Genomic DNA, 22,320 nt, shown 5'->3' on the forward strand with positions numbered 1-22,320 from the left:
TTGACGATTTCGCAGTGCCAATAGCGAGCTATTGGCCGAGAAAGCGGCGAAATAGGGACCGTCCCAGGTATTTTTGCAGCCGACGATCCCAAGTCCGACAGGCGGCTAGCCCCTTCCGCATCCCGCGCCTTCTCCTGTAAGACTGCTGTAAGATAAATTACGTTGCATGCTTGCCTAGACGCAAATACACTAGCCCAGGCACCATGACACCGGTGGTATTTCCGTGACGTAAACCCTTCAGGAGACACAGACATATGGAACGTCGTTCCTTTATTAAAAAAGCGGCAGTCGGCGCTGCCGCCGGCGCAGTCGCCGCACCGGCGCTGGCCCAGTCGCTGCCAACGATCAACTGGCGTCTCGCCAGCAGCTTTCCCAAGTCGCTCGATACCATCTTCGGCGCGTCCGACATCCTGACCAAGCGCGTTTCCCAGCTGACCGGCGGCAAGTTCAACATCCGCTCGTTCGCGGCCGGCGAAATCGTGCCGGGCCTGCAAGTGCTCGACGCGGTCCAGGCCGGCACTGTGGAAATCGGCCACAGCGCGTCTTACTACTATTTCGGCAAGGACGCCACCTTCGCCTTCGACTGCGCGGTCCCGTTCGGCCTCACTTCGCGCCAGCACACCGCCTGGTACCAGGAAGGCGGCGGACGCGAACTGACGCGCAACTTCTTCAAGGGCTATGGCATCGTCAACTTCCTGGGCGGCAATTCCGGTACCCAGATGGGTGGCTGGTTCCGCAAAGAAATCAAGTCGGTGGAAGACCTGAAGGGCACCAAGATGCGCGTCGGCGGTTTCGCCGGCAAGGTGCTCGAGCGCCTCGGGCTGGTGCCGCAGCAATTGGCCGGTGGCGACATTTATCCCGCCCTGGAAAAAGGCACGATCGACGCGGCTGAATGGGTCGGTCCTTACGATGACGAAAAACTGGGCTTCTACAAGGTTGCGCCGTATTACTACGCGCCGGGCTGGTGGGAGGCGGGCGCGAGCTTCTCCTTCTACGTCGGCATCAAGGAGTGGGAAAAGCTGCCCAAGGAATACCAGGCTGCGCTCGAATGCGCCACCTACGAGGCGCACGTCGGCATGCAGGCCGAGTACGACGCCAAGAATCCGGCCGCGCTGGCGCGCCTGATGAAGAACGGCGTCAAGCTGCGCACCTTCTCGAAAGACATCATGGATGGCTGCTACAAGGCGGCGCAGGACGTGATGAACGAAGAAGCGGCCAAGAATGCCAAGTTCAAGACCATCTACGAGCCGTGGAAGCGATTCCGCCAGGACCAGAACATGTGGGCCTCGGTGTCGGAAGCGGCCATGCTTGATTACATGATCAAGGCCGGCAGGAAATAAGTCCAGCGGACTCCTCGTCGTTCCCGCCAAGGGTTGCCTTGGCGCGAGAACGACATCGGCTCACCCAATTCATCAACTATGAAACGAATCCTCTTCCTCGCCCTCATCGCCGGTGGCGCCATATATGCCTGGAAAACCGGGCGCCTCGGTGGCGGCGGTGACGGTGCGTTCGACAAGGACGGCAAGCCGTCCGTGATGCTGTTTACCAGCGCCGAGTGCGGCGACCCGTGCGACAAGGTCCGCAGCGAGCTGAAAAAGCGCGTCGCCAGCTTCGAGGAAGTGATCCTCACTGAGCCGAACAGCAAATACCGCGTCAACGCCATGCCGACCGTCATCGCCGGCAAGCAGCGCAGCGTGGGCGATGATGTGCATAAACTCGCGGGCATGCTTGGCGAGGTGCTGGGCAAGGAGGCGCTGACGCGGCGCGAACGCATCGTGCTGGCCAATCACTTCGACGCGCAGGACAAAGCCAAGGTGGTGTTGTACGGGACCAAATGGTGCGGCTACTGCAAGGCGCAGCGCGAACTGTTCGAGGAAAAGAAGATCCCCTTCGAAGATGTGGACGTCGAGGCGTCCGAAGCGGGCCTGATGGCCTACAACGCACTTGAAGGCAACGGTTATCCGCTCACGTATGTGGGCTACCGGCGCTTCGGGGGATTCAACGAGTCGGAGATCCTGACGGCGGTCAAGGAACTCAGCGACAAGCCGCAGGCCGGTCTGCGCTGAGCGCGAACGCGCCAGAGGAAAGGGCGTCCCTGCAACGGCAGGGACGCCCGTACGGGACGCCGCTCAATCAGAAGCGGTAACCGACACCGACGGCGATCAGCACAGGATCGACTTTCACGGTGCTCACTTTGGCGCCGGCGATCATCACATCGCTGCGGATGTTGATGCGCTTGACATCCAGGTTGAGCGACCAGTTTTTATCGATCTTGAAATCCACGCCGGCTTGCACAGCCAGTCCCACGCTGTCGCTTTCCAGGTCACCGGCGCCGTTCAGCAGTTTGACCTTCGAGATGCGCGTGTAGTTGATACCCGCGCCCAGGTAAGGCTTGAACTGGCCGATCGGGTTGAAGTGGTACTGGCCCAGCAGGCTTGGCGGCAGGTGCTTGAAGGTGCCGATCTTGGCGCCGTCGAGCATCACGTCATGTTTTTGCGGATAGGTCAGCACCAGTTCTGCCGCCAGGTTCGGCGTGAAGAAATAGCTGACATCGAGTTCCGGAATCGTCTTGTCGGACACCGAAATGCGGTCCGATGCGCCCACGCCACCAACCGGCGAGGACTTGTCGGCCGGACTCAGGTGCGCGGCGCGCGCGCGCACCAGCCATTGTCCATCTTGCGCGTGAGCTTCAACGGCGACCAGGCCCAGCATACTGACTGCTACTGCTGCTAACAATTTGCTCTTCATCACAACTTCCTTCTTCGTTTGTCATTGGGTATGACTGAAGTTTATTGATTGGCCTCAACAAAATCGTTGATGTGAATCAAAAAATCGAAGCAATGATGAAAAGCCGTATCGGGTCAGGCCGGGTGGCGCAGCGCCTGCAAAATCGGTTGCAGCACCGCCGCGCCAAGGCGTGCGCTGCGCGCGCCGTCCCAGCCGCAGATCGGATCGGGATCGTTGGCGTTGTCCTTGAACGGCAGCTCAAGGGTCAGCGACAGGCAGCCGAAGGCGTGCGTGATGTGCGGCGAGCCCATGGTGATGGTTTCGTCGGTGTAGGGCGAGTCGCCGTAGCCGTGCACGTCCTGGAAGTCCGGGCTGGCGATCTTGAAGTCGTCGGCGAAGCGCTTCTCTTGCGCGGCCTGGGCCGGTGTAAAGGTCGGCAGGGAGGCGCTGCCGGCCACGAACACATACGGCAAGCCTTCATCGCCGTGCACGTCGAGGAACAGGTCGCAGCCGGTTTCCAGCATCTTGTTCTTGACCACGAACACTTCGGGGCTGCGCTCCATGGTCGGCGTATTCCACTCGCGGTTGAGATTGGCGCCGGCCGCGTTGGTGCGCAGGTTGCCATGCACCGAGCCGTCCGGATTCATGTTCGGCACCACGTAGAACACGGCTTCCTTGAGCAGTTGGCGTCCAAACGCGTCGGCCGGGTCGAGCAGGGCGTCGAGCATGCCCTCGACAAACCACTCGGCCATGGTTTCGCCCGGATGCTGGCGCGCGATGACCCAGACTTTCTTCTTTGCGGCCGGGTCGCCGATCACCAGCACGTTCATGTCGCGCCCTTCCACGCTGCTGCCCAGGTCTAGCATGCGCACCTGTTCCGAGAGCTGCGCGCGGTCCAGCAGTTCGAGGTGGCGTTCCCACGAGTAGGGCTCGAAGTAGGCGTAGTAGACGCTGTCCATCTCGGGCGTGTGGGAAATCGTCATCACCTGGCCGTCGAAGCTGGTGGGCACGCGGAACCACTCCACGCGGTCGTAGCTGGCCATGGCCTGGTAGCCTTCCCAGCCGGCCGGGTAGGCGCTTTTTCCCGCGTTCAGGAAGCGGATGGTGCTCGCCTCGCCCTGCGCGCCTTGCAGGCGGAAGTAGAACCATTGGGTGATATCGGCGTGCGAGTCGCGGCGGATGTTCAGGTCGATCGAGGAGGCGCTGGTGGCGCTCACGATATCGATGGCGCCAGCGTCGAACTGGCTGCTGATTTTGATAGACATGGTGTGTCCTTGGCTGGTGAATGAGAGGCGCGGCTGCTGCGCGCGCGAGGCGTCATGATACGCCTTCGGATTAAACACGGTTAATAGGGCGAAAATCGCCCGCATTCAGCCTTACGCTGTTGTTTTGAAAACAGCGAAGGAAAACAGCGATGAACAAGACCTATCACGGCAGCTGCCACTGCGGCGCGGTGCGCTATGAAGCCGACATCGATTTGAGCCAGGGCACCAGCAAGTGCAACTGCTCGATCTGCGCCAAGACGCGCAACTGGAACGCGGTGATCAAGCCAGACGCGTTTCGCTTGCTCACCGGTGAGGATCAGTTGAATACGTACCAGTTTGCAACCAAGAGCGGGCATTATCTGTTTTGCAGGCAGTGCGGCGTGCACTCGTTCGGACGCGGATATGTGGAGTATCTCGGTGGGGCGCTCGTGTCGGTCAATCTGATGGCGCTCGACGATGTGACGCCGGAAGAGCTGGTCGCGGCGCCGGTGGCGTATCTGGATGGCTTGAACGATAACTGGGCCAATCCGCCGGCGGAAACGCGGCATTTGTAGGGCTGGCCGCGACCGGCAATGGTCGCACTACCGCGTCGTTCCTTGCTAAAGGCCGCCCTGGCGCGGGGGCGAGGTTCATGCGTTCGGTTCCGGTGCTGCGCTGCCGGTCCTTCTCAGCAGTCGTAATTCATGCTGTCGCGCGGGTACGCCATTGGATTGCGGATCGCCTCCAGGGTCAGGTCCAGGTCGAGATCCGGCCAGTACACGCGCCCGGTGCTCACGCGCTTGACCCGGCAGATCTGCGCAATGGTTGCGTGTTCGAACAGGGGAAACTCCACGAACGGCAAGTACAACTCTTCCTCGCCACACTGCAGCCAGAAGCCGTGCGGGCTCAGGCTCGTCACTTCGGCGCAGGAAAAATAGATGCCATTCATAGTCAATCCCCGTTAAGTATTTTACCCAGGCAGGGTTGCCCGTATCGAAGGTATCAAATGCGCCAGGCGATTCGTTTGACCTGGCTCAAGTGATCCTGAATTTACTTCCGTCCTATCGAAATCAGATAGTTTTGCATCGTCTGTTCCGACACCGAGGCCCACATGTTCTGGTCCTGGCGGAACCGCTTCCACGGCTCGTACACCTTTTTGAATTTGGCGTTCCTGGCCGCTTCCTCTTCCATGACCGCGGTCGAGATCTTGTACGCCTCGTCCATGATCGCCTTCGAAAAGGTATGCAGCTTGGCGCCGTTCTTGATCAGGCGCGCCAGCGCCGACGGATTCTTGGTGTCGTAGGCGGCCTGCATCGTCACGTGGCATTCGAAGCTGGCCGTTTCCACCGCCGCCTTGTACTGCGCGGGCAGCTTTTCCCATTCCTTGATGTTGATGTAGAACGACAGCTGCGGCCCCGCCTCCCACCATCCCGGCGTGTAGTAGTGCGGCGCCACCTTGGCCAGGCCCAGCTTTTCATCGTCGTACGGACCGACCCACTCGGCCGCGTCGATCGTGCCTTTTTCGAGCGCCGCATACACGTCGCCGGCGGGAATCTGCTGGGGCACCGCGCCCATGCGCTCCATCACGCGGCCGGCGAAACCGGCGATGCGGATCTTCATGCCCTTGACGTCTTCCAGCGACTTGATCTCCTTGCGGTACCAGCCGCCCATCTGCGTGCCGGTGTTCCCGGCCATGAAGTTGATGATGCCGTAGTCCTTGAAGAAATCGCGCATCAGTTCACGCCCGCCGCCCTGGTCGAACCAGGCGGTCTGCTGGCGCGAGGTGAGGCCGAACGGCACCGCGCAATCGAACGCGAACGTCGGGTCCTTGCCGAAGTAGTAGTACGACGGCGTGTGGCCCATCTCCACCGTGCCCGCCTGCACCGCGTCCATCACCTGCAAGCCCGGCACGATGTCGCCGGCGGCGAACTGGCGGATCTGGAAGCGACCGCCCGTCAGTTGCGAGACGCGCTTGGTGAACGCTTCGGCCGCGCCGAAAATGGTGTCGAGCGACTTGGGAAAGCTCGACGCCAGGCGCCATTTGACTTCAGGGTTGATCTGCGCGAACGCCGGCGCGGCGATGACGCCGGCCGTCGCGCCGATGGCGCTCTTGGTGAGGAAGGAACGACGTTGCATGACAGTCTCCGAGTTTTTTAGTATGTCTGAGGGACGTGCGACCCATTGTAGCCGCATGTGCGCGTCAAAGTTTCGTGTAATTGTAGCGTCGCTAGCGCGATGTGGGACTTACATTTCCCGGCGCGTCGCCGGCCAGCCCGCCGAAGCGCTGGAAGAAGCCGGCATCAAGCTGCGGCACGCTGTCATCTTCGCGCCGCAAGGTCGCCATGATGTGCGTTTCGGCGAGCGCGTATGTACGCGCATACAGCGCGCGCGCCAGTTCGTAGGCGCTGCTGCCGGGCCAGGGATTGGGCAGCAGTTCGATCGGCAGCATCGGGTCGTGCAGCTGCACGCGGCGGTACGCGTGGACCAGCAGGGTGCGGATCACGAAGGCTTGCTCGGGTGCGAGCGTGTCAGCGCTGCTCAAGAGCTCCAGCAAAGGCCCGAAGCGCTCGATGAAGTGGCTATAGCCGTTGACCACGCCCGACAAATCCCAGCCATCGTGCACCAGGTCCTGCAGCGGGCGGCTCGATACGCCCGGCAGCGCGCTGGCGCGGCACACGAACAGCTTGTCCTTCACGCCCACGCGCGCCAGCAGTTCTTCGAGCACGCCGGCATCGCTGGCCGGGTGCCCGAACATGCCCGGCGCGATCATGGCGTAACCTTCCCACAGCATTTCCTTGCGCAGCAGCGCGCGCTCGGGCGCGTCGATATTGCCGGCGCCGGACAGCACCAGGGTCCAGTTGCCGTCCCAGTGCGCGGCCAGTGGCGCGTAAATACGCCGGTTGGCGCGCTCGAAGCGGGGCAGGGCCTGCGGCAGGATGGCGTAGGAACTGCGGCGCCCGTCGCGGTTGGCCACCAGCCAGCCTTCCTGCGCCAGCCGGAACACGCTGGTGCGCAGCAGGCGGTCGTTGACCCCGAATGGCGCCAGCAGTTCGATCAGGCTGCCCAGCCAGATGGCGCCGCCGTGCGGGGCGATGGCGTCGCCGAACATCGTCATCACAAGCGACTTGGAACGGGGCGGATCGCTGGCGAGAAACTCGGCGATCCATGCTGTGCTGGTAAGTTGTTTCATGAAGGCATGGTCTGGCGCGTTGGGGGGATTGTCAAGCAAAGCAGCCGTTTACTTTACCGCGTGTTGGGCGCAGCATGGTTTTTTGCCATCGAATCAATCTCGACGAGATACGGATATACAATACGACTCAATTAATCTGTGTACATCTGATTTTACGTATCGTATTATCGCCTGATCGCCTTTGCAATGGGAGAAGCACCATGTACGCACAACTCGTAGAAACCGGCCTCAAGAAAGTCCAGGGCGCCGAGGACATGGATGAGCAGGAGCGCGAGTTCCAGGCGCGCATCGATGCCGGCGTCAAGATCGAAGCCAAGGACTGGATGCCCGAGGCCTACCGCAAGACCCTGATCCGCCAGATCTCCCAGCACGCGCACTCCGAAATCGTCGGTCAGCTGCCCGAAGGCAACTGGGTCACGCGCGCCCCCACGCTCAAGCGCAAGTCGATCCTGCTGGCCAAGATCCAGGACGAGGCCGGGCACGGGCTGTATTTATATAGTGCGGCCGAAACCCTGGGCGTGTCGCGCGACGAGCTGCTGGCCGCCCTCCATTCGGGCAAGGCCAAGTATTCGAGCATTTTCAATTATCCAACCCTGTCGTGGGCCGACATGGGCGCGATCGGCTGGCTGGTGGACGGCTCGGCCATCATCAACCAGATCCCGCTGTGCCGCTGCTCGTACGGTCCGTACGCGCGCGCCATGATCCGCGTCTGCAAGGAAGAATCGTTCCATGCGCGCCAGGGCTACGACATCATGATGAGCCTTGCCCAGGGCACGCCCGAGCAAAAGGCGATGGCGCAAGATGCGCTCAATCGCTGGTGGTGGCCGTCGCTGATGATGTTCGGCCCGTCCGACGCCGAATCGGTCAACAGCGCGCAGTCGGCGCAGTGGCGCATCAAGTTGTTCTCGAACGACGAACTGCGCCAGCGCATGGTCGACCAGACCGTGCCCCAGGCCGAGTACCTGGGCTTGACCGTGCCCGATCCCGACCTGAAGTTCAACGCCGACACCGGCCACTACGAATTCGGCGAGATCGACTGGAGCGAGTTCCAGAACGTCTTGAAGGGCAACGGCCCGTGCAACCGCGAGCGCCTGCGCACCCGCGTCAAGGCGTATGAAGACGGCGCGTGGTTCCGCGATGCGCTGGTCGCCTACGCCGACAAGAAATCCGCACGCGCAGCGGCGTAATCAAGAACCACACCGGAGAACAACATGAGTAAAGAATGGCCCCTGTGGGAAGTCTTCATCCGCAGCCAGCACGGCCTGGCGCACAAGCACGTGGGCAGCCTGCACGCGTCCGACGCCGAAATGGCGGTCAATAACGCGCGCGACGTCTACACGCGCCGCAACGAAGGCGTGTCGATCTGGGTCGTGCGCGCCGCCGACATCGTCGCCAGCAGCCCGGGCGACAAGTCGGCCCTGTTCGAGCCGTCCAACAGCAAAGTCTATCGCCACCCGACCTTCTTCCCGATGCCGGAAGAAGTCAAGAACCTGTGAGCGTGCCAGTGACCGACGCCGTGAACAATAAAATCGCATACCTCCTGCGCCAGGGCGACAACGCCCTGATCCTGTCGCAGCAGTTGTCCAAACTGTGCGGCAAAGGGCCGGCGCTCGAAGAAGACATGGCGCTCACCAACGTCGCCCTCGACCTGCTCGGCCAGACCCGCATGTGGCTCACCTACGCCGGCGAACTGGAAGGGCGCGGCCGCGGCGAAGACCAACTGGCCTTCCTGCGCGACGTCCACGAACTGCGCTGCTGCCTGATCGTCGAACAGCCCAACGGGAACTACGCCGACACCATGGTGCGCCAGTTCTACTTCGACACCTGGCACTACTTCCTGATGCTTGGGCTGACCAAGTCGGTTGACGCGCGCATCGCCGAGATCGCCGAAAAATCGCTCAAGGAAGTCACCTACCACCTGCGCCGCAGCGGTGACCTGATCGTGCGCATGGGCGACGGCACGCCGGACAGCCACGCCAAAACCCAGGCCGCCGTCAACGAACTGTGGATGTACAGCGGCGAGATGTTCCTTTACGACGACATCGACAACGCCATGGTGGAAGAGGGCGTCGCCCCCGCCGCCGAAGGCTTGCGCGCGGCTTTTGTCGAACACGTGTCCGAGATCTTTGCCGAAGCGACGTTGACGATGCCCGATGCGGCGGCCTGGATGCAGCGCGGCGGCAAGACCGGCCGCCACAGCGAGCACCTGGGTTTCATCTTGGCCGAGATGCAGTTCCTGCAGCGCTCCTACCCTGGGGCCGAGTGGTAATGAGCACGCAGCCGGCCAGCACGGAACAGGTCTGGGCCTGGCTGGGCGAGGTCAGCGACCCCGAGATCCCGGTGATCTCGGTGGTGGACCTGGGCATCGTGCGCGCCGTCGAATGGGACGACGCCACCTGCGTCGTCACCATCACGCCGACCTATTCCGGCTGCCCCGCGATGACGGTGATCGCCGACTCGGTGAAGGGCGCGCTGCACGGCCACGGCGTGCTTGACGTGCGGCTGGTGAACCAGCTCTCCCCGGCGTGGACCACCGACTGGATGAGCGACGCCGGCAAGGCCGCCCTGAAAGGCTACGGCATTGCGCCGCCGGCGCAGCAGGTCATCGACATCAGCGGCCTGCATGCGGGCGTCAAGCGTGTCGCCATGCCCAAGCTGGTCGTCATCTGCCCCAATTGCGGTTCCAGCCACACGGAGCTGACCAGCCAGTTCGGCTCGACGCCGTGCAAGGCGCTCTACAAATGCCTGGACTGCCGCGAACCGTTCGATTATTTCAAGTGCCATTGAGTTATCACTAAGGCTGTTATGAGCAAATTCTATCCCCTGACCGTCGCCAAGGTGCGCAACGAAACGCGCGACACCATCGCCGTCACCTTCGCCGTGCCGGACGAACTGTCCGCCAGCTTCGCCTACCAGCAGGGCCAGCACCTGACCTTGCGAGCCCGGATCGGCGACGAAGACGTGCGCCGCTCGTATTCCATCTGTTCGGCGGTGCAGGACGGGACGCTGCGCGTGGCCATCAAGCGCACCCAGGGCGGCCTGTTTTCGAGCTGGGCCAACGAACACCTGAAGGCCGGCGCGGTGCTCGACGTGATGCCGCCGATGGGGCACTTCAACGTGCCGCTGGCGCTTGAGAACGCGCGCCACTACGTCGCCTTTGCGGCCGGCAGCGGCATCACGCCGATCCTGTCGATCATCAAGACGACCTTGCTCAGCGAGCCGAAAAGCCGCTTCACGCTGTTCTACGGGAACCGCGCCTCGTCGTCGGTGATCTTCAAGGAAGAACTGACCGACCTCAAAGACAGCTACATGGAGCGCCTCAACCTGGCCTACGTGATGAGCCGCGAACAGCAGGACATTGACCTGTTCAACGGCCGCATCACCAAAGAAAAGGTCGAGCAGTTCATCAAGCACTGGATTCGCATCGAGGATCTCGACATCGCCTTCATCTGCGGCCCGGAAGACATGATGCACGGCGTCTCGGCGGCCTTGCAGGAAGCCGGCATGCCCAAGCAGGATATCAAGGTCGAGCTGTTCGCCGCCAGCATCCCGAAGCACCAGCACAAGGCGCGCCAGTTCGATGCGCTGGTGCGCAACGAGACCGAGGTGACCGTCATCCTGGACGGCAACCACACCAGCTTCACGATGGACAAGGACAAGGAATCGATCCTCGACGCCGGCCTGCGCGCCGGGATCGACATGCGCTACTCGTGCAAGGGCGGCGTGTGCTCGACCTGCCGCTGCAAACTGGTCGACGGCAAGGTCGACATGGACGTGAACTACGCGCTGGAAGACTACGAAATCGCGCGCGGTTTCGTCTTGAGCTGCCAGAGCTTCCCGGTGACAGACAAAGTGGTCGTCGATTTCGACCAGGCCGAATAATCCAACTCACAACACAGGACGCGCCATGAACTACGAAAACATCACGTTCCAGATCGAACGCGGCATCGCCACCCTGACCCTGAACCGCCCCGACAAGCTCAATAGCTTCACCCAGGCGATGCACCTGGAGGTGCGCTCGGCGCTGGCCGCCGTGCAGGCCGATCCCACCGTGCGCGTGCTGCTGCTGACCGGCGCCGGGCGCGGTTTTTGCGCCGGCCAGGACTTGTCGGACCGCGCGGTCGAACCGGGCGCCGAAGGCGTGGACCTGGGCCACTCGGTCGAAACTTACTACGCACCGCTGGTCATGACCCTGCGTTCGCTGCCGATGCCGGTCATCTGCGCCGTCAACGGCGTGGCCGCCGGCGCGGGCGCCAACCTGGCGCTGGCCTGCGACATCGTCCTGGCCGCCAAGTCGGCCAGCTTCGTCGAAGTGTTCTGCAAACTGGGTTTGATTCCCGACACGGGCGGCACCTGGCACCTTCCGCGCCTGGTTGGCCACGCGCGCGCCATGGGCATGGCCATGTTGGGCGAAAAAATCCCGGCCGAACTGGCCGAGCAATGGGGCCTGATCTGGAAGTGCGTGCCCGATACCGCCCTGATGGAAGACGCGGTGGCCATGGCCGAACACTTCGCGGTGGCGCCAACCAAAGGCCTGGCCTTCACCAAGCGCGCCATCCAGGCCAGCTACGCCAACAGCCTGCCCGAACAACTCAAGCTCGAAGGCGAGATGATGCGCGAACTCGGTTACAGCCACGATTACCGCGAGGGCGTGAGCGCCTTCATCGAGAAGCGCACGCCGCACTTCATGGGGGAATGAGCATGGCAGCACTGGAACAAGGCAGCATCGTCGCCGTCATCGGCAGTGGCGCCATGGGCGCCGGCATCGCGCAGGTGGCGGCAGCGTCGGGCTACCAGGTCAAGCTGTTCGACACGCGAGCGGGTGCGGTCGACAAGGCGATTGCCGATATCGGCAAGGTGTACACCACCCTGGTGGAAAAAGGCCGCATGAGCGGCGAGGCGGCGATCGCCGCGCGCGCCCGCCTGCACAGCGTGGCCACGCTGAAAGAAGTCGATGACGCCGCCCTGGTGGTGGAAGCCATCGTCGAAAACCTCGATGTCAAGCGCATGCTGTTTTCCGACCTCGAAAACGTGGTTGGCGACGACTGCATTTTGGCGACCAACACCTCGTCGATCTCGGTCACGGCGATCGCCGCGCCGCTGCGCCGCCCGCAACGCCTGGTCGGCATGCACTTCTTTAACCCGGTGCCGCTGATGGCGCTGGTGGAAGTGATCAGCGGCCTGGCCACCGATCCGGCGGTGGCCGACACGGTGTACGCCACCGCGACGGCCTGGGGCAAGAACCCGGTGCACGCCAGGTCCACGCCCGGCTTCATCGTCAACCGCGTGGCGCGCCCGTTCTACGCCGAAGGCCTGCGCCTGCTGCAAGAGCAGGCAGCAAGCGCCGCCACGCTCGACGCGGTCATGCGCGACTGCGGCGGGTTTCGCATGGGTCCATTCGAACTGATGGACCTGATCGGCCATGACGTCAATTTCTCGGTCACGCAATCGGTGTTCAACGCCTACTTCGGCGATCCACGCTTTACGCCATCGGTGCTGCAGCAAGAGATGGTTAACGCCGGCTTCTTCGGCCGTAAATCGGGCCGTGGCTTTTACCAGTATGGCGAGGATGCGGCCAAGGCGACGGCCAGCCAGGAAGCGGCGCACGTGCGCCCGGAAGTGGTCAGCATCAGCATCGACGCCGACGTGGCGGACAGCGTAACGCAGCCGCTGGAACAGCGCCTTGCCGCCGCCGGTTTCACGGTCGGCCACCGCAAGCCGCTCGAGCATGCGGGCGAAAACGAAGCGCCGGCGTTCCACTGCAACGGCGCCGCCATTTTCCTGACCGACGGGCGCAGCGCCACCGAGCGCGCCAGCGCCAATCACCATCCCGACACGGTGCTGTTCGACCTCGCGCTCGATTACGGCAAGGCGACCCGCATCGCGCTGGCGCGCGCGGACCAGTGCGGCGACGCGGCCTGGAACGCGGCGGTCGGCCTGTTCCAGGCGGCCGGCTTTGCGGTCACGCGGCTGGACGACGTGCCGGGCATGGCGGTCATGCGCACGGTGGCCATGCTCGCCAACGAAGCGGCCGACGCGGTCAACCAGGGCGTGTGTACCGCCCCGGCGGTCGACATTGCGATGCAAAAGGGCGTGAACTACCCGCGCGGGCCGCTGGCCTGGGCCAGTACGGTCGGCATTCCACACATCGTGACGGTGCTCGCCAACCTGGCCGCCGCGTATGGCGAAGACCGTTACCGCGTCTCGCCACTGCTGCGCCGCAAACTCGCCAATGGAAGCGGCTTCTGATTTATGCACATTGACACTCAGGTGCTTGACCCTCAGGCGCTGGCCGAACTGGCCGGCAAAACCATGTTCGAGCGCGATCCGGCCAGCCAGGCGCTCGGCATGCTGCTCGCCGAAATCCGTCCCGGCTACGCGCGCATGACGATGCCGGTGCGGCGCGATATGCTCAACGGCCACCAGACCTGCCACGGCGGCTACATCTTCATGCTGGCCGACAGCGCCTTTGCCTTCGCCTGCAATTCGCACAACCTCAACACCGTGGGCGCGGGCTGCACCATCGATTACCTGTCGCCGGGGCGCGAAGGCGACCTCTTGATGGCTGTCGCGATCGAACAGGCGCTGTCGGGCAAGACCGGCGTCTACGACATCACCGTCACCAACCAGGACGGCCGCACGCTCGCCCTGTTCCGGGGCAAATCGCATCGCGTGACGGGCAACGTGGCGGAACTACCGCAATAAGGAGGAACACCATGGTCCAACGCACACCAGTCCCCGGCGACCTGGAGCCGATCGAACGCGCCAGCCGCGACGAACTGCAAGCCTTGCAGCTCGAACGCATGCGGTGGTCGCTGAAACACGCATATGAGAACGTGCCGCACTACCGGGCCGCGTTCGACGCCGCCGGCGTGCATCCGGACGACCTGCGCACCCTGGCGGACCTGGCCAGGTTCCCGTTCACCGACAAGAAAACCCTGCGCGACAATTATCCCTTCGGCCTGTTCGCGGTCCCGCGCGAGAAGGTGGTGCGCATCCACGCTTCGTCCGGCACCACCGGCAAGGCGACCGTGGTGGGCTACACGCAAAACGACATCGATACCTGGGCCGGCGTGGTGGCGCGTTCGATCCGCGCCGCCGGCGGGCGCGCCGGCGACATGGTGCATATCGCGTACGGCTACGGCCTGTTCACCGGCGGCCTCGGTGCGCATTACGGCGCCGAGCGCCTGGGCTGCACCGTGATCCCAATGTCGGGCGGGCAGACCGAAAAGCAGGTGCAACTGATCTGCGACTTCAAGCCCGATATCATCATGGTCACGCCCTCGTACATGTTGAACATCATCGAAGAATTCACGCGCCAGGGCTTGGACCCGGCGGCGTCCTCGCTCAAGGTCGGCATCTTCGGGGCCGAGCCGTGGACCGATGGCATGCGCAGCGAGATCGAAAAGCGCGCCGGCATCGACGCGGTCGACATCTACGGCCTGTCCGAAGTAATGGGGCCGGGCGTAGCGAGCGAATGCATCGAGAGCAAGGACGGCCCGGTGGTCTGGGAAGACCATTTCTACCCCGAAGTGATCGATCCGGACACCGGCGAAGTGCTGCCCGACGGTTCGGAGGGCGAACTGGTATTCACCTCGCTGACCAAGGAAGCGCTGCCGATCATCCGCTACCGCACGCGCGACCTGACGCGCCTGTTGCCGCCGACCTCGCGCGCCATGCGCCGCATGGGGAGAATCAACGGCCGCTCGGACGACATGCTGATCATCCGTGGCGTGAACGTGTTCCCCAGCCAGATCGAAGAACTGATCCTGCAGATGCCGCTGCTGGCGCCCCATTACCAGCTGGTGGTCTCGCGCGATGGCCATCTGGACAAGCTCGATGTGGTGGCCGAACTGCGTGACGGGTCGCAGTCCCAAGACGCCGTAGCGGCGCTGGCGCGCGACCTCGAACACCGCATCAAGACTTACGTGGGCGTGACCACGCGGGTGAACCTGCTGCCGGCCAACGGCATCGAGCGCACCCTGACCGGCAAGGCCCGGCGCGTGATCGACCAGCGTCCAAAATCGCATTGAATCAAGGAGCACCTGTGAACAAACCGACCGACGCCTTTATCTGCGACGCCATCCGCACCCCCTTCGGCCGCTACGGCGGTTCCTTGTCGGGCGTGCGCGCCGACGACCTGGCCGCGTTGCCGATCGCCGCCCTGATCGCGCGCAATCCCGGCGTCGACTGGACGGCCGTGGACGACCTGTATTTCGGCTGCGCCAACCAGGCCGGCGAAGACAACCGCAACGTCGCCCGCATGGCCGCGCTGCTGGCCGGCCTGCCGCCGGAAGTCCCGGCCAGCACCATCAACCGCCTGTGCGGCTCCAGCCTGGACGCCGTCGGCATCGCCGCGCGCGCCATCAAGGCCGGTGAAGCGAACCTGATCATCGCCGGCGGCGTGGAAAGCATGACCCGCGCGCCTTTCGTCATGGGTAAGGCCGACAGCGCGTTCTCGCGCGCCGCCAAGATCGAAGACACGACCATGGGCTGGCGCTTCATCAACCCGCTCATGAAGGCCCAATACGGCATCGACTCGATGCCCGAAACGGCCGAAAACGTGGCAAAGGAATTCGGCATCAGCCGCGCCGACCAGGATGCGTTGGCCCTGCGCAGCCAGCAGCGCTGGGCCGCCGCCCACGCCGCCGGCGTGTTCAAGGATGAAATCGTCCCGGTATCGCTGCCCCAGAAGAAGGGCGAGCCGCGCGTGTTCGACACCGACGAGCATCCGCGTCCCGACACCAGCATCGAGATGCTGGCCAAACTCAAGGGCGTGGTCACCCCAAGCGGCACCGTCACCGCCGGTAACGCCTCGGGCATCAATGACGGCGCCTGCGCCATCCTGATCGCCTCCGGCAGCGCCGCAGCACGCTTTGGCCTCACGCCGCGCGCCCGTATCGTCGGCATGGCCCTGGCCGGCCTGGAACCGCGCATCATGGGCTTTGGCCCGTCGCCGGCCACCAAAAAAGTGCTGGCCATGACGGGATTGAGCATCGGCCAGATGGATGTGATCGAGTTGAACGAAGCGTTCGCCGCGCAGGGCCTGGCGGTCACGCGCGACCTGGGCCTGGCCGACGATGCCGCCCACGTCAACCCGAACGGCGGGGCGATCGCCATCGGCCACCCGCTGGGCGCGTCCGGCGCGCGCCTGGTGCTGGCGGCCGTCAACCAGCTGCACCGCACGGGCGGGCGCTATGCGCTGTGCACGATGTGCATCGGGGTCGGGCAGGGCATTGCCCTGGTCATCGAAAAAGGTTAAGGTGCGCGCCATGGTCAAGGTCTACGCAATCAATGGCGTCACGCCGGTGGTGCATCCCAGCGCGTACGTGCATCCGAGCGCGGTGCTGATCGGCGACGTGATCGTCGGCCCGCGCTGCTACGTCGGCCCGCTGGCCTCGATGCGTGGCGACTTTGGCCGGCTGGTCCTGGAAGAAGGCGCCAACCTGCAAGACACCTGCGTCATGCACGGCTTTCCCGGCGAAGACACGGTGGTCGAAGTCGATGGCCACATCGGCCACGGCGCGGTGCTGCACGGCTGCCGCATCAAGCGCAACGCCATGGTCGGCATGAACGCCGTGGTGATGGACCGCGCCGTGGTGGGCGAGGAATCGATTGTCGCCGCCATGAGTTTCGTCAAGGCCGGCATGCTCATCCCGCCGCGCAGCATGGTCATGGGCACGCCGGCGCGTATCATGCGCGAACTGACGGACCAGGAAGTCAAATGGAAAAGCTTCGGCACGAAGCAGTACCACGACCTGGCGGTGCGCTCGATGGCGACCATGCGCGAAGTGGAGGCCCTGACCGAGGTGGAGCCAGACCGCGCGCGCATCGATCTTGGCCCGGACCTGCATACCCATAAAGAATAGAACAGAGAACTAGGAGAAGACACCATGCACACCATATCGACCCTGCAAAGCCTGATCGGCGGCCGCTGGCTCGGCGCCGAAGCGTCGGTGCCGCTGCACAGCGCACTCAATAACAGCCTGATTTACCACACCCACGCCGAAAAAATCGACTTCGACGAGGCAGTCACCTACGCGCGCAGCACCGGCGTGCCGGCCCTGATGTCGCTCGACTTCCAGAAGCGCGCCGCCTGCCTCAAGGCGCTGGCGCTGTACCTGATGGAGCGCAAGGAAGAACTGTACGCCATCTCGCACCTGACCGGCGCGACCCGTCCGGACAGCTGGGTCGATATCGAAGGCGGCATCGGCACCCTGTTTGCCTACGCCAGCATGGGCAGCCGCGAACTCCCGTCGAGCAACGTGCTGCACGAAGGCCCGGCGCTCGCGCTGGGCAAGAACGGCGGCTTTGCCGGCACCCACATCCTGGTGCCGCGCGGCGGGCTGGCGGTGCACATCAACGCCTTTAACTTCCCGATCTGGGGCTTGCTCGAAAAATTCGCACCGAGTTTTCTCGCGGCGATGCCGTGCATCGGTAAACCCGCCACCGCCACCAGCTACCTGACCGAAGCCGTGGTACGGATGATGCACGAGTCAGGCCTCTTGCCGGCCGGCGCCCTGCAACTGGTCATCGGTAGCACCGGCGACCTGCTCGACCGCCTCACCGGCGCCGACGTGGTCACCTTTACCGGTTCGGCCGATACCGCCGCCAAGCTGCGCGTGAACAAAAACCTGATCGCCCATTCGGTGCCGTTTACCGCCGAAGCCGATTCGCTCAACTGCGCCATCCTCGGCCCGGACGTCACGCCCGACGATGTGGAGTTCGACCTGTTCGTCAAGGAAGTCGCGCGCGAGATGACCGGCAAGGCCGGCCAGAAGTGCACCGCGATCCGCCGCATCATCGTACCAAAGCAGCATGTGGAAGCGGTCGGCGAGCGCCTGCGCGAGCGCCTGGCGAAAATCGTGGTGGGCGACCCGTCGGTGAAAGAGGTGCGCATGGGTGCACTGGCGTCGATGGACCAGCACCGCGATGTCAGCGAGCGGGTCGAACTGCTCGCGCGCGGCAACGAGATTTTGTTCGGCGCCAAAGATGGCTTCAATCCGGTGGGCGAGGGCGCGGCCAATGGCGCCTTCTTCTCGCCGACCCTGCTGCTGTGCCGCGACGGCATGAACAACGACGCCGTGCATGACATCGAAGCCTTCGGCCCGGTCAGCACGATGATGACCTATTCCGATCTGGACGAAGCGCTGGCCTTGGCCGCGCGCGGCAAGGGAAGCCTGGTCAGCACCCTGGTGACCAAGGATACGGCGATTGCGGCGCGTGCGGTGCCGGTGGCGGCGGCCTCGCACGGCCGCGTGCTGGTGCTCGAGCGCGAAGCGGCGGTCGATTCGACCGGCCACGGTTCGCCGCTGCCGCAGTTGAAGCACGGCGGTCCGGGACGCGCCGGCGGTGGCGAGGAGCTGGGCGGCATCCGCGCGGTGCGTCACTTCCTGCAGCGCGCCGCGGTGCAGGGTTCGCCCACCATGCTGGCCGCGATCACGGGCGAGTACGTGCGTGGCGCGGCCGTGCGCGAGGGTGACGTGCACCCGTTCCGCAAGTATTTCGAGGAACTGCAGATGGGCGACTCGCTGCTCACGCACCGGCGCACGGTGAGCGAGGCCGATATCGTCAACTTCGGCGGGATTTCGGGCGACTATTTCTACATGCACTTCGACGAGATCGCGGCCAAGGATTCGCAGTTCGGCAAGCGCATCGCGCACGGCTACTTTGTACTGTCGGCGGCGGCGGGCTTGTTTGTCTCGCCCGCGCCGGGACCGGTGCTGGCCAATTACGGGCTGGATAATCTGCGCTTCATTACGCCGGTGGCGATTGGCGACACCATCCGCGCACGGTTGACGTGCAAGCGCAAGGTGGACCGCAACCGCACCGATGACAAGGGTGTGGGGCAGGGCGTGGTGGCGTGGGATGTGCAGGTCACCAACCAGCATGATGAGCTGGTGGCCAGTTACGATATTTTGACGCTGGTGATGAAGAAGGGGTGATCGGAGCCAATCCGTCATTCCCGCGGAGGCGGGAATCCAATTTCGTTGCTAAACGACGGTGCCTTGGATTCCCGCCTCCGCGGGAATGACGGAACATATGTCCGTGGTGTAGGCGAGCGGCTTTGTCCGCTCACTTCAAGCGATTATACAAACCCCATATTGCGCGTACTCGCGTTGTAATTCCCCAAATTCGGCAGCAGGGCCAGCAACTCGCTGTTCGACACCCCCAGCCACGCGCCCATGGTGGCCGCGAACTGGTCCACCGACGTGGTCGGCAGCAAGCGCCCCTGGCCCACATCATCCGGGCCGCCATTGGCCACGATCGGCGCAATGCCGTAAAAGCGCTTGCCCTTGACCGCCCCGCCCATCACAAAGTGCATGCTTCCCCAGCCGTGATCCGAGCCGTCGGCGTTGCCCGCCATGGTGCGCCCGAAGTCCGACGCGGTGAACGTGGTGACCTTGTCGGCCAAGCCCAACTCCACGGTGGCCGCATAAAACGCCGCCATCGCGTCCCCCAGCTTGGTCATCAGGACCGGATGGTTGGTGGCCATGCCATCGTGCGTGTCGAAGCCGCCCATGGACACGAAAAACACTTGCCGCTTCGCCCCCAGGGTCGGGCCGGCGGCGATCATGCGCGCCACCAGTTTCAACTGGTCGCCCAGGTTGTTGCCGGTCGGAAACGCGGTTTTCGGCGCCGGCGTCGAGGTCAAGGCCCCGGTCAGCACTTCATTGGCTTCGATCGAGCGCTTGCTGATGCGGTTGTATTCGTTTTCCAGCACATTGCTGCGCTGCTGCGTCATCAGTGTGCGCAGTGCCGTCGAGGCCGCCGCCGAACTGAACAGCGAACCCTTCAGCCCCGTCAGCGGCACCGATCCACTGGTCGACACCTGATATTGCACAGCATTGTTGCCCGACAAGAAAACCGCGTTACTCGACACATTGATGCAGGTAAAGGTCGAGTGCGTGTTGCTGGCCTGGAACAGGTCGCCGATGCGGCCGCCCCAGCCGGAGGTGGCGCCTTCCGCCGACGACGACGACTGGAACACCGATTGCTGGTCATTGTGCGAAAACAGTTTCGGCGGCAAGCGGCCGGTCTTCTGGGTGAACTGGAGCTTGGTGGTCGGCTGCACCAGGTTGCCCACGTTCAGGATCACGGCCAGTTTGCCGTCGTTAAACAGCGGCACCAGCGGCGCCAGGTTGGGCGCCAGCGCGTACTGGTGCTGGAAACCGGCCGAATCGACCGGTACCACGGTCGGGGTCAGCGCGGTGGCGGCCAGTGCGGCGCGGCTGTGCGCAAAATTGGGACGGTAGGACTGGTACAGCGCGTGACTGCCGGCATCGTAGGGCGTGACGGTGTTGGCGTAGTCGTTGCCGCCGTACAGAAACACGCACACCAGCGCCTTGTAGTCGGTGGCCGTAGCCGCGCTCGCCTCGGACATGGCGGCGATGTTGATCGCCCACGGCGCGGCCACGCCGGCGACCGACAGGGCGGAAGCGCGTTGCAGAAAGGCGCGGCGCGATGCATTGGTTCCATTTTTGTTGTGCATGGCTGCTCCTATTTCTGAACGATAAATTCGGGTGAGGCAAGCACCAGCACCAGGGCGGCGTAGATGCGGTTCAGGCGTTGCGCCTCGGTGGTTTTCGGAATCGAATCGATCCCGCCCTTGATCAGGTTGAGCGTGGCCGGCGTCAGTTGCCCGGCCGCCAACAGCAGGTTCAGCTCGTTGACCAGGTTGTCGGACACCTCCGCCAGCGGCAGCAAGGCGCTGTAGTCGGCCTTGACGTCGCCCACGCCCCGGCTGACCACGCCCTGCATGTAGTTGACATAGCCGACCACGGTCGATTCATTGGTGATCTGGAATTCCGGCGCCACCATGCGCGCGCTGGCAATGGCGCTGTTGGGTGGCACGTAGCCGGGACGGAAGAAATTGAATACCGTGCCGGAACGGCCGGGGCTCTGTCCGAGGCGCGTGCCGGGGTCGGATGTGTTGCCGATCGCCCAGGCGTCCGATGGCGAACCGGCCTTGAACGCGCGTGCCCACGCGGTAAAGCGCAGCACCGGCTCGCGCAGCTTGCCGAAGTTGGGATCGCTCAAGCGGTTCGGATTGCGCGCCTCGTCGTCGAGCAGGATGGCGGAGACGACCTTGGCCAGGTTGCCCTTGACCCCTTTGCCATCGTTGTTGAACACGGCGACGACCCGGCTCACGTAGGCGGGCGACGGGTTGCTCGTGACCAGGCGCTGGATCAACTGGCGGCCGATGAACGGGGCCACATTGGCATGGCCGAAGATGGTGTCGAGCGCGCGGGTCAGGCTGGTCAGGCCGTCGGTGCCGGCGGGAATGCTGCTTCCCAGGAAGCTCTTGGGGCCGGATTCGTGGCGGTTGGCCGAGACGATCATCGGACGGCGCTTGTAGTCCGGCGAATTCATGTCGCCGCCGGCCAGGTCGTAGCCCCAGCCGGTGAACACGCGCGCCAGGCCGGTGATGTCTTCCAGGGTATAGGTTTCCTGCTGCAGCCCGCTGCTGAGCTTGGGCGTGCCGTCGTTGTTCAGCTGGACCAGGCCGATGGTAAACAACTGCATGACTTCGCGCGCATAGTTTTCGTCGGGCAGGGCGCCGGTGCTGGTATTGAGCTTGACGTTGCCTCGGTAGGTCAGGTATTCGCCCATCGCCGCGCTCAGCGAAACTTGCTGGAGCAGGGTGCGATAGTTGCCGAAGGCGTGGGACTCGAGCAAGTCCATGTGCGCGACGCCGGAAAAATTGCTCCAGCTGGCGCTGAAACCGGTGATCGACGCCACCACGATTTCGGACAGCGCCAGGGTGACGCGCTGGCGCAAGGTGTCGGGCGAGCTGATCATCTTGCGCCAGAAGGCCGCATCGTGACCGTTTTCGGTGTTCTTGAGGTCGGACGTGTTGAATTTTTTGCCGACCAGGTAATCCCAGCGCGATTCGCCGCGCGGCATGGCCATCTGCTCGTTGATCCAGCCGGCGTAGCCGAGTTGCTGCACCCGGGCAATTTGCTCGCGCGTCGCTCCCATCGAGGCCTGGGCCAGGAAGCGCGAGGCTTCGGCGGGGGTGATTTTTGCGACGACCGGCGTGGGGGTGGGGGTTGGCGTCGGCGTCGGTGTCGGCGGTGGGGTTGGCGGCGGAGGGGGCGGCGGCGTGGGGGGGGGCGTCGGCGGGGGGGGCGGAGTCGGGGGCGGCGGGGTCGGCGC

22 protein-coding genes are annotated in these 22,320 nt (G+C 64.0%); 15 read left to right on the forward strand and 7 right to left on the reverse strand.

Annotation, left to right across the window (positions count from 1 at the left end; all coding sequences use genetic code 11):
* The first annotated feature begins 254 nt into the window (after window positions 1-254).
* Both F0185_RS29650 and F0185_RS29655 read left to right on the forward strand, forming a co-directional pair.
* Window positions 255-1,340, forward strand: coding sequence for a TRAP transporter substrate-binding protein (locus F0185_RS29650; RefSeq protein WP_166887374.1), 1,086 nt, complete (start codon window positions 255-257; stop codon window positions 1,338-1,340).
* 78 nt (window positions 1,341-1,418) lie between these two features.
* Complete coding sequence (locus tag F0185_RS29655) at window positions 1,419-2,066, forward strand: glutaredoxin family protein (protein ID WP_167231335.1); 648 nt, start codon at window positions 1,419-1,421, stop codon at window positions 2,064-2,066.
* 67 nt (window positions 2,067-2,133) lie between these two features.
* Here the strand turns inward: F0185_RS29655 and F0185_RS29660 are convergent, their stop codons facing one another.
* Together F0185_RS29660 and F0185_RS29665 are read right to left on the reverse strand one after the other, a co-directional pair.
* Complete coding sequence (locus tag F0185_RS29660; protein WP_167231338.1) at window positions 2,134-2,748, reverse strand: OmpW/AlkL family protein; 615 nt, start codon at window positions 2,746-2,748, stop codon at window positions 2,134-2,136.
* Window positions 2,749-2,861: 113 nt separating this feature from the next.
* The gene (locus tag F0185_RS29665) at window positions 2,862-3,992 is read right to left on the reverse strand and encodes a M14 family metallopeptidase (RefSeq protein WP_167231341.1); all 1,131 of its coding nucleotides are present in this window, start codon (window positions 3,990-3,992) and stop codon (window positions 2,862-2,864) included.
* A 149-nt stretch (window positions 3,993-4,141) separates the two neighbouring features.
* Here F0185_RS29665 and F0185_RS29670 point away from each other — a divergent pair, with 149 nt between their 5' ends.
* Window positions 4,142-4,546: a GFA family protein gene (locus F0185_RS29670; RefSeq protein WP_167231344.1), complete on the forward strand. Its 405-nt coding sequence runs from the start codon at window positions 4,142-4,144 to the stop codon at window positions 4,544-4,546.
* 113 nt (window positions 4,547-4,659) lie between these two features.
* Here F0185_RS29670 and F0185_RS29675 read toward each other — a convergent pair whose 3' ends face one another.
* The 3 genes from F0185_RS29675 to paaX form a co-directional block, all read right to left on the reverse strand.
* On the reverse strand, window positions 4,660-4,920 hold the full coding sequence (locus F0185_RS29675) for a DUF2442 domain-containing protein (RefSeq protein ID WP_167231347.1): 261 nt from the start codon (window positions 4,918-4,920) through the stop codon (window positions 4,660-4,662).
* Between the two features lie 101 nt (window positions 4,921-5,021).
* Window positions 5,022-6,107, reverse strand: coding sequence for a TRAP transporter substrate-binding protein (locus F0185_RS29680; protein ID WP_167231350.1), 1,086 nt, complete (start codon window positions 6,105-6,107; stop codon window positions 5,022-5,024).
* 91 nt (window positions 6,108-6,198) lie between these two features.
* Window positions 6,199-7,161 carry a phenylacetic acid degradation operon negative regulatory protein PaaX gene (paaX, locus tag F0185_RS29685; protein ID WP_167231353.1) on the reverse strand — a complete coding sequence of 321 codons (963 nt, stop codon included), beginning with the start codon at window positions 7,159-7,161 and terminating at the stop codon, window positions 6,199-6,201.
* Window positions 7,162-7,361: 200 nt separating this feature from the next.
* Between paaX and paaA the strand changes: the two genes are divergently transcribed.
* From paaA to paaZ, 12 genes are read left to right on the forward strand one after another with little or no spacing between them, the layout of a single operon-like run.
* Window positions 7,362-8,348, forward strand: coding sequence for a 1,2-phenylacetyl-CoA epoxidase subunit PaaA (paaA, locus tag F0185_RS29690; RefSeq protein ID WP_166887353.1), 987 nt, complete (start codon window positions 7,362-7,364; stop codon window positions 8,346-8,348).
* Window positions 8,349-8,372: 24 nt separating this feature from the next.
* On the forward strand, window positions 8,373-8,657 hold the full coding sequence (paaB, locus tag F0185_RS29695) for a 1,2-phenylacetyl-CoA epoxidase subunit PaaB (protein ID WP_054268390.1): 285 nt from the start codon (window positions 8,373-8,375) through the stop codon (window positions 8,655-8,657).
* Between the two features lie 20 nt (window positions 8,658-8,677).
* Window positions 8,678-9,430, forward strand: coding sequence for a 1,2-phenylacetyl-CoA epoxidase subunit PaaC (gene paaC / locus F0185_RS29700; RefSeq protein WP_167231356.1), 753 nt, complete (start codon window positions 8,678-8,680; stop codon window positions 9,428-9,430).
* Entirely contained in the window at window positions 9,430-9,948 is a 519-nt protein-coding gene (gene paaD, locus F0185_RS29705; protein WP_167231359.1) for a 1,2-phenylacetyl-CoA epoxidase subunit PaaD, read from the forward strand. The genes paaC and paaD overlap by 1 nt, the downstream gene beginning before the upstream one ends.
* An 18-nt stretch (window positions 9,949-9,966) precedes the next feature.
* Window positions 9,967-11,043 (forward strand): 1,2-phenylacetyl-CoA epoxidase subunit PaaE, encoded by a 1,077-nt coding sequence (gene paaE / locus F0185_RS29710; RefSeq protein WP_167231362.1) that lies wholly within the window; start codon window positions 9,967-9,969, stop codon window positions 11,041-11,043.
* Window positions 11,044-11,068: 25 nt separating this feature from the next.
* Window positions 11,069-11,860: a 2-(1,2-epoxy-1,2-dihydrophenyl)acetyl-CoA isomerase PaaG gene (paaG, locus tag F0185_RS29715; RefSeq protein WP_167231366.1), complete on the forward strand. Its 792-nt coding sequence runs from the start codon at window positions 11,069-11,071 to the stop codon at window positions 11,858-11,860.
* A gap of 2 nt (window positions 11,861-11,862) precedes the next feature.
* A complete protein-coding gene (gene paaH / locus F0185_RS29720) occupies window positions 11,863-13,410 on the forward strand; it encodes a 3-hydroxyacyl-CoA dehydrogenase PaaH (protein WP_167231369.1) in 1,548 nt (515 codons plus the stop codon).
* Window positions 13,411-13,413: 3 nt separating this feature from the next.
* Window positions 13,414-13,866, forward strand: coding sequence for a hydroxyphenylacetyl-CoA thioesterase PaaI (gene paaI / locus F0185_RS29725; protein WP_167231372.1), 453 nt, complete (start codon window positions 13,414-13,416; stop codon window positions 13,864-13,866).
* Window positions 13,867-13,877: 11 nt separating this feature from the next.
* Window positions 13,878-15,194, forward strand: coding sequence for a phenylacetate--CoA ligase PaaK (gene paaK / locus F0185_RS29730; protein WP_167231375.1), 1,317 nt, complete (start codon window positions 13,878-13,880; stop codon window positions 15,192-15,194).
* 14 nt (window positions 15,195-15,208) lie between these two features.
* Entirely contained in the window at window positions 15,209-16,423 is a 1,215-nt protein-coding gene (pcaF, locus tag F0185_RS29735; protein WP_167231378.1) for a 3-oxoadipyl-CoA thiolase, read from the forward strand.
* Between the two features lie 10 nt (window positions 16,424-16,433).
* Window positions 16,434-17,030, forward strand: coding sequence for a phenylacetic acid degradation protein PaaY (paaY, locus tag F0185_RS29740; protein WP_167231381.1), 597 nt, complete (start codon window positions 16,434-16,436; stop codon window positions 17,028-17,030).
* A 24-nt stretch (window positions 17,031-17,054) separates the two neighbouring features.
* Window positions 17,055-19,106, forward strand: coding sequence for a phenylacetic acid degradation bifunctional protein PaaZ (paaZ, locus tag F0185_RS29745; RefSeq protein ID WP_167231383.1), 2,052 nt, complete (start codon window positions 17,055-17,057; stop codon window positions 19,104-19,106).
* Window positions 19,107-19,249: 143 nt separating this feature from the next.
* Here the strand turns inward: paaZ and F0185_RS29750 are convergent, their stop codons facing one another.
* Together F0185_RS29750 and F0185_RS29755 are read right to left on the reverse strand one after the other, a co-directional pair.
* On the reverse strand, window positions 19,250-20,653 hold the full coding sequence (locus F0185_RS29750; protein ID WP_229477263.1) for a DUF1501 domain-containing protein: 1,404 nt from the start codon (window positions 20,651-20,653) through the stop codon (window positions 19,250-19,252).
* 8 nt (window positions 20,654-20,661) lie between these two features.
* A partial coding sequence (locus F0185_RS29755; RefSeq protein ID WP_370664091.1) for a DUF1800 domain-containing protein occupies window positions 20,662-22,320 on the reverse strand: 1,659 nt, incomplete at its 5' end.

This window comes from Massilia rubra (assembly GCF_011682065.1).
Taxonomy (GTDB): Bacteria; Pseudomonadota; Gammaproteobacteria; order Burkholderiales; family Burkholderiaceae_D; genus Telluria_A; species Telluria_A rubra.